Origin of the sequence: Stenotrophomonas sepilia (assembly GCF_003244875.1) — a bacterium.
Classification (GTDB): Bacteria; Pseudomonadota; Gammaproteobacteria; order Xanthomonadales; family Xanthomonadaceae; genus Stenotrophomonas; species Stenotrophomonas sepilia.
Genome location: NZ_LXXZ01000066.1, coordinates 36,240 through 51,097, shown reverse-complemented (window position 1 = coordinate 51,097; position 14,858 = coordinate 36,240). Strand labels below are relative to the sequence as shown.

Here is a 14,858-nt window from a genome sequence, read left to right as displayed (position 1 = left end):
GCGGCCGGCACTACCCCAGGTCGTCGAGCAGGTGCGCCGCCAGCACTTCACCACTGGCATCCGGCAGATGCGGCAGCCGTCCCCAGCACGGCATCGGCAGGCGCTGCTGCAGCGTGGCGATGTTCTCGTCCTGGCGCTGCATCGCCGGGTCGATGTGGTTGCCGATCCAGCCCAGGCAGTCCACGCCGCTGGCCTGCAGTGATTGCGCAGTCAACCGCGCGTGGTTGACGCAGCCCAGCCGCATGCCCACCACCAGCAGCACCGGCAGCTGCAGCGCACGCACCAGGTCGAGCTGGTCCAGCGTGGCCGAGACCGGCGCCAGCCAACCGCCCACGCCCTCCACCACGACGATATCGGCCTTCGCGCGCAGGCGTTCGAACGCGGCCACGATCGGCGCCAGCGCCACCTGCACGCCGTCCTCGGCAGCGGCCAGCTCCGGTGCCAGCGGCTGCCGCAGCGCATAGGGATTCAGGTCGGCATACTCCGGTACCGGCCAGCTGGCCGCCTGCAGCGCCAGCGCGTCCTCGTTGCGCAGGCCCTGCCCCAGGTCCTCGCTGCCGCTGGCCACGGGCTTCATGCCCACCGCGCGCAGGCCACGCTGGCGCAGTGCATGCAGCAGCGCGGTGCTGGCCGCGGTCTTGCCGATTTCGGTGTCGGTGCCGGTAACGAACAGGGCGGGCGGCAGCGTAGCGGGCAACGGCATCGATGGGCTCCAACAGGGCAACAGTGCGTGCATTATCGCCGGCCCGGTGCACTTGCTAGACTGCAGGCATGTTCGCCAATGCCTCGCTCACCGGCAGCAAGCCGGAACAATACGCCCAGCTGCTGGAACAGGCCCGTGGCCTGGTCTACGCCGAGTCCGACCGCATCGCCAACGCGGCCAACCTCTCCGCACTGGTCTATCACGCCCTGCCCGACCTGAACTGGGTGGGCTTCTACCTGTATGACGGCAAGGAACTGGTGGTCGGCCCGTTCCAGGGCCTGCCGGCCTGCGTGCGCATCCCGCTGGACAAGGGCGTGTGCGGTGCCGCCGCCAGCCAGCGCGTAACCCAGCGCGTGGACGACGTCGATGCCTTCCCCGGCCACATCGCCTGCGATTCGGCCTCGCGTTCGGAGCTGGTGGTGCCGCTGCTGCGCGGCGATGAACTGATCGGCGTGTTCGATATCGACAGCCCGAAGGTCGGCCGCTTCGACGCCGACGATCAGGCCGGCCTGGAAGCCATCGCCCGCGTGTTCGTCGAGGCACTGGGATGAGCGCACCGAAGCTGCGCAACATCGGCCCGAAGAGTGCAGCCTGGCTGCGCCAGGTCGGGCTGCGCAGCCGCGAGGACCTGGTGGCGATCGGCGCAGTCGGCGCCTTCGTCAAGGTCAAGCGGGCCGGCTTCAAGCCCAGCCTGAACCTGCTGTACTCGCTGGAAGGCGCATTGCTGGACTGCCACTGGCAGGAGCTGAGCGAGCCGCAGCGTGAGGCGCTGGTGCAGGACTATGAGGCGCGCATCGCCGCGCATCCGCTGAAGGCGGCCGGCCCGGCGTCGGGCCCGGTGCACGAGCAGCGCTTCGATGCCGACGATGACGCCGAGGACAACGTGGCCGAGCGCGCGGACGAGGATTGAGCCGCGCCCTCCTGTAGAGCCGAGCCCACGCTCGGCTGGCCTTTCTGATCGAAGTGCAGCCGAGCATGGCTCGGCTCTACAAGAGCAGATCAGGGCTGCTGCAGTTCCAGCAGCTCGCCCACCAGCCCGACCTCGCCCCGCTCCAGCCACACCCGCAGGCGCGTGCCGTGGTCGATGCGCAGGGCCCAGCACAGCGACATCGGCAGGCCGCAAACCTGCGACAACACCATGCGCAGCGGGCCACCATGGCTGACCACCAGCGTCGGCACCGGATGATCATCATCATCGAGCAGGCGATCCAGCGCGCGCGCGATACGCCGCTCGAAATGCCCCCAGCTCTCGCCGTTCGGCGGCGGGAACGCATTCGGATCGGCGTGGAAGGCGGCCAGCGCATCTTCCGGCAGGTCGAACAGCGACTGCCCGTCCCAATCGCCGAAATCCAGTTCTTCCCATTCCTCGTCCGCTTCGACGTCCAGCCCGCGTGGGGTGGCCAGCGCCATCGCCGTGTGCAGCGCGCGCAACCGCGGTGAACTGATCACCCGCTCCCAGCGTTGCTCGGCATAGGCCTCGACCAGCTCCTGCGGCAGGCCGGCCAGCTGCGGTGGATCGCTGCGGCCATCAAGGAACTCATCGCGACCGTTGCCGGCATGGCGGACCAGGTCGAGGATCATGCGTGCGTCCCGGACGGGCAACGCAGGTACAACGGAGAACGGGCAGACATCGGTAACGGCACCACGGGATCGAGCAACCATTCTAAAGGCACAGCAAAGGCAGCCGCGCAGGCGCGACGCAACGGGACGGCCTGCGATGCCGTAGACTGCGCGCACTTCCAGGTGACCTGCGGCCGTGGCCGGCAGGTTGAAACGGGAAGCCGGTGACGCGTGATTCCACGCCAGGCCGGCGCTGCCCCCGCAACGGTAAGCACGTCAGTTCCAGGCAACACCGCCACTGTGCCGCAGGCATGGGAAGGCGCCTGGACGGTGGCCTCGCGCCACCCGGCGGCAAGCCCGGAGACCGGCCCGGAAGCCTCAGGTCGCGATGCGGTGGGCATGGCGCTGGATGACCGTGGCGTGCGCTGCGGCATCGGCGCGTGCCTGCCTTCGCGGCTCCGCCCCTTCGCCACGCGGGCGTGCGTGGCACCTGGAGTCCCCCATGAAGCTGCAGTCCCGAATGCTGTCCCTGGCCGTACTGGCCGCCCTGCCCGCGCTGGCACAGGCCGCCGATGACACCACCGCGCTCGACCAGATCCTGGTCACCGCCACGCGCACCCCGATCGCCCTGCAGGACAGCATCGCGCCGGCCCAGGTGATCGACCGCGCGCAGATCGAATCCAGCCAGGCCACCTCGCTGCAGGAACTGCTGCGCGGCCGCGCCGGCATCAACCTGACCAATGCCGGTGGGCTCGGCAAGCAGAGCTCGCTGTTCCTGCGCGGCACCAACTCGGGCCACACCGTGGTGCTGGTCGACGGCGTGCGCATCAACAGTGCCGACCTCGGCCTGGCGATGTACCAGGACCTGCCGCTGGCGCAGATCGAGCGCGTGGAAATCGTGCGTGGCCCGCAGTCGAGCCTGTACGGCGCCGATGCCATTGGCGGCGTGATCCAGATCTTCACCCGCCGCAACCAGGGTGATTTCGCCCCGCACTTCCAGCTCGGTGGCGGCAGCAACGGCCTGCGCGAAGCCAGCGGCGGGATCGGCGGCGGGACCGAACGCGGCTGGTTCGGCGCCGACATCGCCTACCAGCATTCCGATGGCATCGATGCCTGCCGCGGCTCGGCAACGCTGTTCACCGGCTGCTTTGCCGACGAACATGACCGCGATGGCTACCGCAACCTGTCCAAGAGCCTGCGCGGTGGCTACACCTTCAACGACCAATGGAACGTGGAAGGCAGTGCATTGCGTGCCGACGGAAAGAACCATTACGACGGCTACTACAACTATTCGGAAACCCGCCAGCAGGTGCTGGCCGGCAAGGTGCGCTACACCCCGTCCGAACGCCTGGCGTTCACCGCCAATGTCGGGCGCAGTGACAACGAGTCGGACAACTTCGGTGACTTCGGTGCCCGTGGCAGCGCTCAGACCCACCGCGACAGTGCCTCGCTGCAGGGTGACTTCGCCTTGGCCGAAGGCCAGCTGCTGAGCACCGGCGTGGACTGGAGCGAAGACAACCTCGATGGCAGCAGTGCCGGATATCGGGTCGACAGCCGCCGCAACACCGGCGTGTTCGTGCAGTACCAGGGACGCTTCGGCCGCCACCAGCTGCAGGCCAGCGCGCGCAACGACGACAACCAGCAGTTCGGCAACCATGCCACGGGCAGCCTCGGCTGGGCGATGGAGCTCGGCCACGGCCTGCGTGTCAATGCCAGTTACGGCACCGCGTTCAAGGCGCCGACCTTCAGCGACCTGTATGACCCGTGGAGCGGTGTGCCGACGTTGAACCCGGAGAAGTCCAAGAGCGCCAACCTGGGCGTTTCGCAGCAGGCACAGGGCTGGCACTGGGGCCTGGACGTCTATGAAACCCGCATCGATGATCTGATCACCTACGATGCGGCGACCTTCAGGATGCAGCAGGTGGAGAAGGCGCGCATCCGCGGTGCCGAACTGACCGGTGGCGTGCTGCTGGCCGGCTTCGACATCAACGCCCAGCTGAGCTACACCGACCCACGCAACCGCACCGGCGGCAGCACGCAGTTCGACAACTGGCTGCCGCGTCGTGCACAGCAGACCGCGCGCTTGGACATCGACCGGCGTTTCGGGGACTTCCGCGCAGGCCTGACGGTTCAGGGTGCGGGCAAGCGCTATGACGATGCCGCCAACGCGGTGAAGGTGGGGGGGTACGGCACGCTGGATCTGCGCGCCGAGTACGCGCTGACGCCGTCGTGGTCGCTGCTGGCGCGTGCCACCAACGTGTTCGACCGCAGGTATGAGACGGTGGCGTGGTTCAACCAGCCGGGCCGTGAGTACCAGTTGAGTGTGCGTTACCAGCCGAAATGAAAGAAGGCGCCGGGCATTGCCCGGCGCTTTCTCTGTAGAGCCGAGCCCATGCTCGGCTCAGGCAGCAAAGCAGCCGAGCATGGGCTCGGCTCTACACCGGGACGCCGGCGGTCAACCCCGGCAGTTCACGCAGGTCGTCGATCACCGCCACCGCATGCGCGCTGGCCAGGTCCAGGCCGCGCGGATAGCCGTAGCGCACCAGCGCGATCGGCATGCCCGCATCTTCGGCGGCGCGGTAGTCGGTCAACGAATCTCCCACCATCAGGCACGCCTGCACCGGCAGCCCGAAGTGCGTGGCGATGTGCCGCAGCGGTTCGCCGCTGGGCTTGCGCTGTGGCAGTGAATCGCCGCCCAGTACCAGCGCGAACGCATCACCGATGCCCAGGTGCTGCAGCAGCGGCGGCACCAGTGCTTCGGGCTTGTTGGTGCAGATCGCCAGTGGCACGTCGCGCGCGCGCAGCTGCGCCAGTGCCTCGGCCACGCCATCGAACAGGCGCGGGCTGCGCAGCAGGCATTCACGGTAGTGCACCATGAACACCGGCATGACCTCGGCCAGATCGACCTCAAGACCGGCGGCGTGCACGGCCTGTTCGACCAGGCGGCGCACCCCGTCGCCGATCCAGCCGAGCACGGTGGCTTCCGGCACGCGTGCCATGCCGATGGCTTCCAGCGTGCGGTTCAGCGCTTCGGCGATGTCAGATGCGCTGTCGACCAGCGTGCCATCGAGATCGAATACGACCAGCGGATAGGGATACGACAAGGGACGACGCCTGTACAACGTGGGGCCGTCCATTGTACGCCGCGCTTTTCCCCCGGGATCCGCCTCAGCCGATCCTGCGTGCGCGGGTGGCCAGAAAGGTGGGCAGGTAACGGTCGATCAGGAAGCGTGGCTTCGGCTGCCAGTCTTCCATGAACCGATCAATCACGAAGCCTGCATCCAGCTGCCCGCCGATCAGTTCGGTCAGGCTGTGGCCAAAGGTCAGCGCATCACCGCGCGCGAGTTTCGCCTCACGCTCTGCGGCGGGCAGGTCTTCCAGGTCCGAATAGGGAATGGCGTACTGCGGCCGGATCAAACCCTGTGCATCCAGCTGCGGATCACGTGCACCGACGAACAGCACCGGGTTGTAGAAACTGGCCATCAACATGCCATCGCGCGCCAGCACGCGGCGGCATTCGGTCCACACCGGGCGCACGTCGGGCACGTACAGGTTGGAGATCGGATGGAACACCACGTCGAAACTGTCGTTGGCGAATACGTGCAGGTCGCGCATGTCGCCCTGCACCGTGCGCAGCTGCAGTCCATCACGCGCAGCGACCCGGCGGTCCTGTTCCAGCTGCCCGTCGGACAGGTCGAACACGGTGACGTCGGCGCCCGCAGCGGCCAGCACGGGGGCCTGCTGGCCACCACCCGAGGCCAGGCACAGGATGCGGCGGCCGCGCACGTCGCCCAGCCAGTCCAGTGGCAGCGCGCGTGGGGTCAGGTGCACCTGCCAGCGGCCTTCGCGCGCGGCGGCAATGGTTGAACTCTCCACCGGGCGCGACCATTCGCGCACTTCGCTGGCCTGGCGGTCCCAGGCAGCACGGTTGTGGTCGATCAAGGCCTGTCCATGGTTCATGTGTTCTCCTTGCCCGGTGGGCGCCAATCCAGATCCTGGAAGGCCGGGCTGGCGAAACACTCGGCCAGGTAATCCAGGAATCGCCGCATGATAGCGGGCTGCTGGCGCCGTGATGCGTACACGGCATGAATGCCGAGCTCGTCCAGACTGAATCCGGGCAGCAGTTCGATCAGCTCGCCGCTGCGCAGCAGTGGCGCCACCTGGTAGGTCGGCAGCATGGCGATCCCGGCACCGGCGCGTACCGCCTCCAGCAGCAGCGAGGCATCGTTGGCGCTGATGTTGCCGCCCACCGCCACCGACAGCGAACGGCCATCGCGGTGCAGCTGCCACAGGCTCTTGCCGACGTAGTGGTGGGTCAGGCAGTTGTGCGCGGCCAGGTGCTCCGGCGCGGTCGGCGTGCCACGCGCCTGCAGGTACGACGGCGTCGCGCACAGCACCGAGCGGCAGGTGGCCAGCCGCCGCGCGATCAGGCTGGGGTCGATCTGGCGCGCGATGCGCACGGCCAGGTCCACGCGCTCCTCGACCAGGTTCACCGTGCGGTCGACCAGCAGCAGCTCGATGCGCGCCGCCGGATGGCGTGCGACGAAACCGGCCACCGCCCGCGCCAGGTGGCTCTGCCCGAACGACACGCTGGCGGTCACCCGCAGCGTGCCGTGCGGCTCGGGATCATCACTGGCCAGCTCGCCCTGCAGTTCTTCGCCGATTGCCAGCATCTGCCGGAAGCGCGCCAGCGCCGCCTCGCCCGGGCCGGTCAGGCTGACCCGGCGTGTGGTCCGGTGCAGCAGGCGTGCGCCCAGCCAGCCCTCGACCTCGGCCAGGTAGCGGCTGACCATCGCCCGCGACATGTCCAGCACTTCTGCGGCGGCGGTGAGGCTGCCGCGCTCGGCCACCTCGACAAACACGGCCATGGCGGTCAATCGGTCCATATGCTCGATCCACGCAACAAACAAGCGCGTTATACGCTGTTTTTCGAACGACTGCAGCGGCCTAGAGTGGCCCCATTCCCAGCCCACATCGCCCCACGGAGTCCTGCCATGAAGATCGCCCTCGTTGGTTCCACCGGCAACATCGGCCGCCAGATCGCCCGCCACGCGCTGGCCCACGGCCACGAACTCACCGTCATCGTGCGCAGCGCGCAGGACCTTCCGGCCGAACTGGCCGGTGCCCATCCGGTGATCGCCTCGTTGGATGACCAGGACGCGCTGGTCGCCGCCATCGCTGGCCACGACGTGCTGGCCAGCGCCTACGGCCCGCGTCCGGGCGATGACATCGGCCGCGTGGGCGAGATCGCCGCGCAGCTGGCGGCCGCCGCGCGCAAGGCCGGCGTACCGCGCCTGATGGTGGTGGGTGGCGCCGGCAGCCTGGAAGTCGCGCCGGGCGTGCAGCTGGTCGATACCCCCACCTTCCCGGAAGCCTACAAGCCGTACGCGCTGGCCCATCGTGAAGCCTTCAATCGCCTGCAGGCAGTGGACGACCTGGACTGGACCTTCTTCTCGCCGGCCGCCGAAATCGGCCCGGGCGAAGAGCGCGGCCAGTACCGTGTGCAGCCCAAGGCCTTCCTGGCCGACGCCAGCGGCCACAGCCGCATCAGTTATGCCGACTACGGCGCCGCGTTCGTCGCCGAGCTGGAAGCGCACCAGTACCCGAAGCAGATCATCACGGCCGCGTACTGATCGACGCGCGAGCCCTGTAGGGCCAAGCCCACGCTCGGCTCCCTATCCGACACAAGGAATTCCCCATGCGTACCGCTGCCCTGCTGCTTCCCCTCGCCCTGGCCGCCACGTTCACCAGTGCGCCGCTGCTGGCCGCACCGGCCACCGCGGCGCCGACCATCGCGACGAAATCACGACTGCACCTGCAGACCTTCCATCCCGGCCCGCAGGCGATGTTCTCGGTATCCTCGGTGCTGATCGAAGGCCGCCACGACGCGATCCTGGTCGATGCACAGTTTGGTGCCAGCGACGCGCGCAAGCTGGTCGAACGGATCCGCGCCAGTGGCAAGCAGCTGACCATGATCTACATCAGCCACGGCGATCCGGACTACTACTTCGGCCTGGCCACCCTGCAGGATGCCTTCCCGCAGGCACGCATCGTCGCCACTGCGCAGACCGTCGCCCACATCCAGCAGACCCAGGCCGGCAAGCTGGCCTACTGGGGACCGAAGATGGGCGCCGACGTGCCGGCACGCATCGTGGTGCCGCAGGTACTGGACGGCGATGCCCTGCAGCTGGAAGGCCAGCGCCTGCCACTGATCGGCCTGGATGGCCCGACCCCGGACCGCACGGTGCTGTGGGTACCGTCGCTGCGCGCGATCGTTGGCGGCATTCCGGTGGTGGCCGGTGAGCACGTGTGGATGGCCGACACGCAGACGACGAAGTCGCACGCTGACTGGCTGCAGACCCTGCAGCGGTTGCAGGCACTGAAGCCGAAGGTGGTGGTACCGGGGCATTACGCGCCGGGTGCGGCGCTGGATGCCAGTGCGCTGCGCTTCACTGCGGACTACATCCGCGCGTTCGACGCCGAGGCGGCAAAGGCCAAGGACAGCGCGGCACTGGTGAAGGCGATGCAGGCGCGCTATCCGAAGCTGGACGGCGTGGCGTCGCTGGAGCTGAGTGCGAAGGTGGCCAAGGGCGAGATGCAGTGGCCATGAGGTGGGGAGTTTTCTTTTGCAGGGCTGCGCCCTGCACCTGCAGAGGCAACAGCAACAGCAACAGCTGGCTATCGGTGGGAAGGCGAGGTGGGTCCGGTTGCGGGGGGCGCTGCAAGTACGTCCATGTAAGCTCGGTCGCCGCATCCATGCGGCTCACGCCCCCCGCAACCGGACCCACCCCGCCTTCGACAGTTTCCCGCTATCTGTCGGAACCTGCTGCTGATGGTGGGTGCCGACCGTTGGTCGGCACGGGGTCAGAGCCCGTTGCTGCGCAACGGGCTCTGACCCCACTATTTGATGATTAGGTATCTGTGGGATTGTTCATGTCGTGCTCGAACAATTCCCCCTGCACCACCGGTTCCTTTTCGCGGAAGCCGCCCAGCCCGACACCCACCAGCCGATAGCGCGTCTCCGCTGGCAGGTCGACGCGGGCGCGCAGGGCCAGTGCGATGTCGCGCAGTTCTTCCATCGACTCCGGCGGACGTTCCGGGGTGAAGCTGCGGGTGAGAATGCGGAACTGCGCGGTTTTCAACTTCAGCACCACGGTATGGCCGACACGCTCGGTCTTGCGGGTCGCCTTCCAGGTCTTCTCTGCCAGCTGCACGATGGCCTCGGTCAGGTCTTCCAGCAGCAGGTCTTCGGCGAACGTGTCCTCCGAGGAAATCGACTGCACCTGCTGGTCCGGTTCCACCGGCCGCTCGTCGATGCCGCGTGCGCGGTTGTACAGGCTGCGGCCGAAACTGCCGAACGCTTCTTCCAGATCGATCAGTGCCCACTGCCGCAGGTCGCCGCAGGTGGCGATGCCGCGCGCGGCCAGCTTGCCTTCCATCACCTTGCCGACGCCAGGCACCCGGCTCACCGGTAACGGCAGCAGGAAGGCGTCCACCCGCTGCGGCGGAATCACGAACTGGCCATCGGGCTTGCGCCAGTCCGAGGCGATCTTGGCCAGGAACTTGTTCGGCGCGATCCCGGCTGAAGCAGTCAGGTTCGTCTCCTCACGGATCTGCATGCGGATGGTACGGGCGATATCGGTCGCCAGTTCGATGCCGCTCTTCGGCTCGGTCACGTCCAGGTAGGCTTCGTCCAGCGACAACGGCTCAACCAGGTCGGTGTGGCGCAGGAAGATCTCGCGCACCTGGCGTGACACCGCCTTGTAACGTGCGAAGTCGGGCGGCACGAAGATCGCATCCGGGCACAGGCGTTCGGCCCGCACTGCCGGCATGGCCGAACGCACGCCGAACACGCGTGCCTCGTACGATGCCGCGCACACCACCGAGCGTGCGCCGCGCCATGCCACAACCACCGGCTTGCCGCGCAGTGACGGATCGTCGCGCTGCTCCACCGACGCGTAGAACGCGTCCATGTCAACGTGGATGATCTTGCGCAGTCGGGTCATGTCAGGTGGAAAAGTCGGGGCCGGGCCGGGTGGGCCACACGCCGAAGTATGGTCGTTGCACATCAACAGGATGCGCGTATTCCCTTGAAAACACTACGGTTGCGTACGGTTGAAATGTTTGATCGGCGCAGTTTCCACGGGCATTCTCGGGCGCTTGTTTCCCTGTTCTCCGCTTCCAGGATTGTGCTTCATGACCCGTCTCCACGCGTTCAACCGCGAACAGCTGCTGGCCAGCGCACGCGGTGAACTGTTCGGCACCGCCGCCGGCCGTTTGCCCAACGACCCGATGCTGATGTTCGACCGCATCACCGACATCCGAGAGGACGGCGGACCGCATGGCAAGGGCATGGTACGCGCCGAACTGGATATCCGCCCGGACCTGTGGTTCTTCGGCTGCCACTTCATCGGCGACCCGGTGATGCCAGGCTGCCTGGGCCTGGATGCCATGTGGCAGCTGACCGGCTTCTTCCTGACCTGGCTGGGTGCACCCGGCAAGGGCCGCGCGCTGGGCTGTGGCGAGGTGAAGTTCACCGGCCAGGTATTGCCGGACGCCAAGCTCGTACGCTACGAGATCGACATCAACCGGGTCATCAACCGCAAGCTGGTGATGGCCCAGTCGGACGCCCGCATGTACGTGGACGACCGCGAAATCTACAGCGCGCGCGACCTGCGCGTCGGCCTGTTCACCGAAACCGGGAGCTTCTGATGCGTCGCGTCGTCATCACCGGCATGGGCATCACGTCCTGCCTCGGCAATGATCTGGATACCGTTTCGGCCGCGCTGCGTGAGGGACGCTCGGGCATCACCGCCTTGGCCGACCACGCCGAAGCAGGCCTGCGCAGCCAGGTCGGTGGCCGCGTCGACCTCGACCTGGACGCCTTGATCGACCGCAAGCAGAAGCGCTTCATGAGCGACGCGGCGGCCTTCGCCTACCTGGCCATGCGCGATGCCATCGCCGATGCCGGGCTCAGCCCCGAGCAGGTCAGCAGCCTGCGCACCGGCCTGATCGCCGGTTCCGGTGGCGGCTCCAGCGAATGGCAGATCGGTGCCGTCGACCTGCTGCGCGAACGTGGCGTGCGCAAGGTCGGCCCGTACATGGTGCCGCGCACGATGTGTTCGACGGTCTCGGCCTGCCTGGCCACGGCCTACCAGATCAAGGGCGTCAGCTACTCGCTGTCGGCTGCCTGCGCGACCTCGGCGCATTGCATCGGCGCCGCTGCGGACATGATCCGGCACGGTGCGCAGGACATCATGTTCGCCGGCGGTGGCGAAGACCTGCACTGGTCGATGAGCGTGATGTTCGATGCGATGGGCGCGCTGTCGACCAGCTTCAACGAAACCCCGGCCAGCGCCTCGCGCCCGTACGACAAGGACCGCGACGGCTTCGTCATCGCCGGTGGTGGCGGCATGCTGGTGCTGGAGGATTACGACCACGCCGTCGCACGCGGTGCCCACATCCATGCCGAGCTGATCGGCTATGGCGTCACCTCCGACGGTGCCGACATGGTGGCGCCCTCCGGTGAAGGTGCGGTGCGCTGCATGAAGATGGCGCTGCAGGGTGTCGATCGCCCGCTGGACTACCTGAACACCCACGGCACCTCGACCCCGCTTGGCGATGTCACCGAGCTCAACGCGATCCGCGAAGTGTTCGGCGATGCGGTGCCGCCGCTGTCTTCGACCAAGGCGTTGTCCGGGCACTCGCTCGGTGCAGCCAGCGTGCACGAGGCGATCTACTGCCTGCTGATGATGCGCGATGGCTTCGTTGCCGGTTCGGCCAACATCGGCGAGCTGGACCCGAAGGTGGAGAGCTTCCCGATCCTGCGCGAGAGCCGCGAGCAGAAACTGGATACGGTGATGTCCAACAGCTTCGGCTTCGGTGGCACCAACGCCGCGCTGGTGTTCGGGCGGGTGTGATGGGGACGGGCGTGCCGACCAACGGTCGGCACCCACCCAAGGATGTAGAGCCGAGCCATGCTCGGCTCTGTGCCAACCAAGGTTGGCACCTACCGGGGCACTGGGCCGACCAACGGTCGGCACCCACCTTACTTCGGCAGCAACGGCAGCAGCAGCGCGTGCGCGTCCACCAGGGATCCAACGATGCGGTGTCCCAGGGCACGCAGCTCTTCATCCGGATGCACCAGGTCAGGCACCTGGATCACGGTCATGCCGGCCGCCAGCGCCGCGCGCGTACCGGCCGGTGAATCCTCCAGCGCCAGGCAACGCCCGGGCACCTGCCCCAATCGCTGCGCGGCCAGCAGGTAGATATCCGGCGCCGGTTTCGGCCGCGCCACGTCGCCACTGGTGATCACCGCATCGAAATACGGCAGCAGGCCAGCAGCGGCCAGCTTGCGGTTGGCCCTCGGCTGCCGCGTGGTGGTGGCCACCGCCCGCGGTACCGCGTGCGCTTTCAGCAGCTCCAGCAGTTCCAGGATGCCTGGACGCAACGGCAACCCGGTCTGTGTGCGTGCCTCATACAGGTCGTGGCAACGTGCGGCCACCGCATCGATCACGCTGTCCTCGATGCCCTGCGCGCGCAGCAGCGCGTGCGAATCGCGGTCGCCGAGGCCGACCATGCGCAGGAACACCGCCTCGTCCAGGCCCAGCCCGAATTCATCGGCGGCCTGGCCCCAGCAGTCCAACGAGACACGCTCGCTGTCGATCATCAGGCCGTCCATGTCAAAGATGACGGCGTCGGGAAGAAACGGCAGCGCAGCGATGGGGGTCATGGAGCGAACAGCGTATCCAGGTCGGTAGGGGTGAGCTGCCGCCATTGCCCTTCGTCCAGCCCCTGCAGGTCCAGCCCGCCGACGCGGCTGCGGTGCAGGGCCTGCACGTGGTTGCCGGTGGCGGCGAACATGCGGCGTACCTGATGGTAGCGGCCTTCGTGCAGCACCAGCCGCGCACGGCGCGCATCCAGCACTTCCAGTTCAGCCGGCAGCAGGGGCGTCTTCTCCGATTCCAGCATCAGCGTGCCGCTGGCGAACAGCGCCACCTCGTCGCCGCGCAGGTCCTCGCTCAACTCGACCTCATAGACTTTCGGCAGCTTCGACTTCGGCGAGATGATCCGGTGCAGCAGGCCACCATCGTCGGTCAGCAACAGCAGGCCACTGGTCTCGCGGTCGAGGCGGCCGACCGTGGACAGCACCGGATCGCGGTCACGGAAGCGCGGCGGCAGCAGGTCGTAGATCAGGCGCCCGGTGTCCTTGGTCGAACAGGTGTAGCCGGCCGGCTTGTGCAGCGCGATCGACAGCCCCGGCGGTGGGTCCAGCGGCTCGCCATCGACCCGGATGGCGTCATGCGGCACCTGGTCGTCGGCATACAGCACCTCGCCGTCGGCGTCGGTGACGCGGCCTTCGCGGAACATCCATTGCACCTGCTTGCGGCTGCCATAGCCCAGGTTGGCGATGTGCTTGACCAGCTTCACTTGCCCTTCCCCTTCACGGCTTCCACCAGCTTGAAACCGTCGCGCTCGGCGACCACGCGCACCGCGCCGAAGCTGTCGTTGAGGGTGTGCTCGTAAGGCAGGTGGCGGTTGGCCACCACGTACAGGCGCCCGCCCGGGCGCAACGCCTGCGCAGCCACGGCGATGAAGCGCTGGCCGATGTCCGGGCGGTCAGCGCGCGAAGGCGTGTGGAACGGCGGGTTGCTGATGATGACGTCGTAGCCCGGCTCGATGCCGGCGGTGACGTCCTGCCACAGGAAACGCAGCGGCAGCGGTCGCGGCGGCGGCGCCAGATTGAGCTCGGCCAGTGCCAGCGCGCGCTGCTCGGCCTCGTACAGGTCCAGCGCGGTGATCTTCGGGCAGCGTTCCAGAAGTTCGCGCGACAGATAGCCGTAGCCCGCGCCGAGGTCGGCGGCGCGTCCGGCCAGGTCGGCCGGCAGGTGCTCGGCCAGCAGCGCCGACGCCGGATCGATGCGATCCCAGGCGAACACGCCCGGGCGGCTGAGGAAGCGACCGCCCACGATCGGGCGCACCGCATCCAGCGCCGACCAGCGCTTGGCCAGGTCAACGTCGTGCCGGCCCTGCAGCGGGGCGGTCCAGTACACGCGGCAGTGGTTCTTGGTCAGGCAGCCACCGAGGCCGGCCAACTGCTTGAGGTCGCCCTCGCCCGAACGCGCACCTTCGTTGTTGGACTGGCAGGCAACGATGCGGCCGCCATCGGCGACCAGCGCCAGCGCACGGGCGAACAGCGCACGGGCTTCTTCGCGCTGGCGCGGCGGCAGCACCAGCACCAACGGGTAGCGGCCCTTGCCGGCCGCGTCATCCAGCTGGCCGCTGACGGTCCAGCCGGCAGCCTGCTGCAGCGGTTGCGCGAACGGGGCGAAGCTCTGTTCGCAGTGCACCTCGCGGTTGCCGGCCACTTCGCGCAATGGCCAGCCATCGCGGGCACGCAGGAAAGCCACCGGGCCCTCCGGCCAGCGCAGGGCGCCTTGGGAGAACGGCAGGAGCAGGGTCTGCAGGGGGGCGTCGTCGCTGGAGGCCATCGGCGCGGGTACTTCAAGCGTGAGGGCCGTCCATTGTACCGGCTTGGCCGGGCCGGCCCCGGCGGCCCGCTTTGCGAAACCCGAACGGGGCCTTGATCCGCCAG

16 protein-coding genes and 1 riboswitch are annotated in these 14,858 nt (G+C 67.9%); of the genes, 7 read left to right on the top strand and 9 right to left on the bottom strand.

Features of this window, described 5'->3' with window-relative positions:
- Positions 1-10: 10 nt before the first annotated feature.
- Complete coding sequence (gene bioD, locus A7X97_RS14065; protein ID WP_111008079.1) at positions 11-703, bottom strand: dethiobiotin synthase; 693 nt, start codon at positions 701-703, stop codon at positions 11-13.
- A 68-nt stretch (positions 704-771) separates the two neighbouring features.
- Between bioD and A7X97_RS14060 the strand changes: the two genes are divergently transcribed.
- Positions 772-1,254 carry a GAF domain-containing protein gene (locus A7X97_RS14060; protein WP_004140850.1) on the top strand — a complete coding sequence of 161 codons (483 nt, stop codon included), beginning with the start codon at positions 772-774 and terminating at the stop codon, positions 1,252-1,254.
- Positions 1,251-1,613 carry a TfoX/Sxy family protein gene (locus A7X97_RS14055; protein WP_053498035.1) on the top strand — a complete coding sequence of 121 codons (363 nt, stop codon included), beginning with the start codon at positions 1,251-1,253 and terminating at the stop codon, positions 1,611-1,613. Before A7X97_RS14060 ends, A7X97_RS14055 begins: the two co-directional genes overlap by 4 nt.
- A gap of 89 nt (positions 1,614-1,702) precedes the next feature.
- Here A7X97_RS14055 and A7X97_RS14050 read toward each other — a convergent pair whose 3' ends face one another.
- The gene (locus tag A7X97_RS14050; protein ID WP_111008078.1) at positions 1,703-2,284 is read right to left on the bottom strand and encodes a histidine phosphatase family protein; all 582 of its coding nucleotides are present in this window, start codon (positions 2,282-2,284) and stop codon (positions 1,703-1,705) included.
- Between the two features lie 143 nt (positions 2,285-2,427).
- Positions 2,428-2,650, top strand: a riboswitch (cobalamin riboswitch).
- A 115-nt stretch (positions 2,651-2,765) separates the two neighbouring features.
- Here A7X97_RS14050 and btuB point away from each other — a divergent pair.
- Positions 2,766-4,607 carry a TonB-dependent vitamin B12 receptor gene (gene btuB / locus A7X97_RS14045; protein WP_111008077.1) on the top strand — a complete coding sequence of 614 codons (1,842 nt, stop codon included), beginning with the start codon at positions 2,766-2,768 and terminating at the stop codon, positions 4,605-4,607.
- A gap of 91 nt (positions 4,608-4,698) precedes the next feature.
- Here btuB and gph read toward each other — a convergent pair whose 3' ends face one another.
- From gph to A7X97_RS14030, 3 genes are all read right to left on the bottom strand, one after another.
- Positions 4,699-5,367, bottom strand: coding sequence for a phosphoglycolate phosphatase (gene gph, locus A7X97_RS14040; RefSeq protein WP_088496580.1), 669 nt, complete (start codon positions 5,365-5,367; stop codon positions 4,699-4,701).
- A gap of 64 nt (positions 5,368-5,431) precedes the next feature.
- Entirely contained in the window at positions 5,432-6,223 is a 792-nt protein-coding gene (locus A7X97_RS14035) for a class I SAM-dependent methyltransferase (RefSeq protein WP_005415136.1), read from the bottom strand.
- Positions 6,220-7,149, bottom strand: a complete 930-nt coding sequence (locus A7X97_RS14030; protein ID WP_072167744.1) for a LysR family transcriptional regulator — start codon at positions 7,147-7,149, stop codon at positions 6,220-6,222. Before A7X97_RS14030 ends, A7X97_RS14035 begins: the two co-directional genes overlap by 4 nt.
- 108 nt (positions 7,150-7,257) lie before the next feature.
- Between A7X97_RS14030 and A7X97_RS14025 the strand changes: the two genes are divergently transcribed.
- Both A7X97_RS14025 and A7X97_RS14020 read left to right on the top strand, forming a co-directional pair.
- Complete coding sequence (locus A7X97_RS14025; RefSeq protein ID WP_111008076.1) at positions 7,258-7,896, top strand: NAD(P)-dependent oxidoreductase; 639 nt, start codon at positions 7,258-7,260, stop codon at positions 7,894-7,896.
- 65 nt (positions 7,897-7,961) lie between these two features.
- Positions 7,962-8,873: an MBL fold metallo-hydrolase gene (locus A7X97_RS14020; protein ID WP_111008075.1), complete on the top strand. Its 912-nt coding sequence runs from the start codon at positions 7,962-7,964 to the stop codon at positions 8,871-8,873.
- A gap of 301 nt (positions 8,874-9,174) precedes the next feature.
- Here the strand turns inward: A7X97_RS14020 and dinB are convergent, their stop codons facing one another.
- Positions 9,175-10,269 carry a DNA polymerase IV gene (gene dinB, locus A7X97_RS14015; RefSeq protein WP_088496438.1) on the bottom strand — a complete coding sequence of 365 codons (1,095 nt, stop codon included), beginning with the start codon at positions 10,267-10,269 and terminating at the stop codon, positions 9,175-9,177.
- Positions 10,270-10,459: 190 nt separating this feature from the next.
- On the opposite strand from dinB, the gene fabA reads away from it, so the two are divergent.
- Positions 10,460-10,975: a 3-hydroxyacyl-[acyl-carrier-protein] dehydratase FabA gene (gene fabA, locus A7X97_RS14010; RefSeq protein WP_111008074.1), complete on the top strand. Its 516-nt coding sequence runs from the start codon at positions 10,460-10,462 to the stop codon at positions 10,973-10,975.
- The gene (gene fabB / locus A7X97_RS14005) at positions 10,975-12,183 is read left to right on the top strand and encodes a beta-ketoacyl-ACP synthase I (protein ID WP_005415129.1); all 1,209 of its coding nucleotides are present in this window, start codon (positions 10,975-10,977) and stop codon (positions 12,181-12,183) included. Before fabA ends, fabB begins: the two co-directional genes overlap by 1 nt.
- A gap of 128 nt (positions 12,184-12,311) precedes the next feature.
- Here the strand turns inward: fabB and A7X97_RS14000 are convergent, their stop codons facing one another.
- From A7X97_RS14000 to A7X97_RS13990, 3 genes are read right to left on the bottom strand one after another with little or no spacing between them, the layout of a single operon-like run.
- Positions 12,312-12,995 carry an HAD family hydrolase gene (locus A7X97_RS14000; RefSeq protein ID WP_111008073.1) on the bottom strand — a complete coding sequence of 228 codons (684 nt, stop codon included), beginning with the start codon at positions 12,993-12,995 and terminating at the stop codon, positions 12,312-12,314.
- On the bottom strand, positions 12,992-13,693 hold the full coding sequence (locus A7X97_RS13995) for a pseudouridine synthase (RefSeq protein WP_072167738.1): 702 nt from the start codon (positions 13,691-13,693) through the stop codon (positions 12,992-12,994). Before A7X97_RS13995 ends, A7X97_RS14000 begins: the two co-directional genes overlap by 4 nt.
- Complete coding sequence (locus A7X97_RS13990; protein ID WP_072167737.1) at positions 13,690-14,754, bottom strand: class I SAM-dependent methyltransferase; 1,065 nt, start codon at positions 14,752-14,754, stop codon at positions 13,690-13,692. The genes A7X97_RS13995 and A7X97_RS13990 overlap by 4 nt, the downstream gene beginning before the upstream one ends.
- Between the last annotated feature and the right edge of the window lie 104 nt (positions 14,755-14,858).

Bases quoted from the DNA above. Each gene is read 5' to 3' on its own strand.
- bioD (WP_111008079.1), bottom strand. From the start codon at position 703: ATGCCGTTGCCCGCTACGCTGCCGCCCGCCCTGTTCGTTACCGGCACC.
- A7X97_RS14060 (WP_004140850.1), top strand. From the start codon at position 772: ATGTTCGCCAATGCCTCGCTCACCGGCAGCAAGCCGGAACAATACGCC.
- A7X97_RS14055 (WP_053498035.1), top strand. From the start codon at position 1,251: ATGAGCGCACCGAAGCTGCGCAACATCGGCCCGAAGAGTGCAGCCTGG.
- A7X97_RS14050 (WP_111008078.1), bottom strand. From the start codon at position 2,284: ATGATCCTCGACCTGGTCCGCCATGCCGGCAACGGTCGCGATGAGTTC.
- btuB (WP_111008077.1), top strand. From the start codon at position 2,766: ATGAAGCTGCAGTCCCGAATGCTGTCCCTGGCCGTACTGGCCGCCCTG.
- A7X97_RS14035 (WP_005415136.1), bottom strand. From the start codon at position 6,223: ATGAACCATGGACAGGCCTTGATCGACCACAACCGTGCTGCCTGGGAC.
- A7X97_RS14030 (WP_072167744.1), bottom strand. From the start codon at position 7,149: ATGGACCGATTGACCGCCATGGCCGTGTTTGTCGAGGTGGCCGAGCGC.
- A7X97_RS14025 (WP_111008076.1), top strand. From the start codon at position 7,258: ATGAAGATCGCCCTCGTTGGTTCCACCGGCAACATCGGCCGCCAGATC.
- A7X97_RS14020 (WP_111008075.1), top strand. From the start codon at position 7,962: ATGCGTACCGCTGCCCTGCTGCTTCCCCTCGCCCTGGCCGCCACGTTC.
- dinB (WP_088496438.1), bottom strand. From the start codon at position 10,269: ATGACCCGACTGCGCAAGATCATCCACGTTGACATGGACGCGTTCTAC.
- fabA (WP_111008074.1), top strand. From the start codon at position 10,460: ATGACCCGTCTCCACGCGTTCAACCGCGAACAGCTGCTGGCCAGCGCA.
- fabB (WP_005415129.1), top strand. From the start codon at position 10,975: ATGCGTCGCGTCGTCATCACCGGCATGGGCATCACGTCCTGCCTCGGC.
- A7X97_RS14000 (WP_111008073.1), bottom strand. From the start codon at position 12,995: ATGACCCCCATCGCTGCGCTGCCGTTTCTTCCCGACGCCGTCATCTTT.
- A7X97_RS13990 (WP_072167737.1), bottom strand. From the start codon at position 14,754: ATGGCCTCCAGCGACGACGCCCCCCTGCAGACCCTGCTCCTGCCGTTC.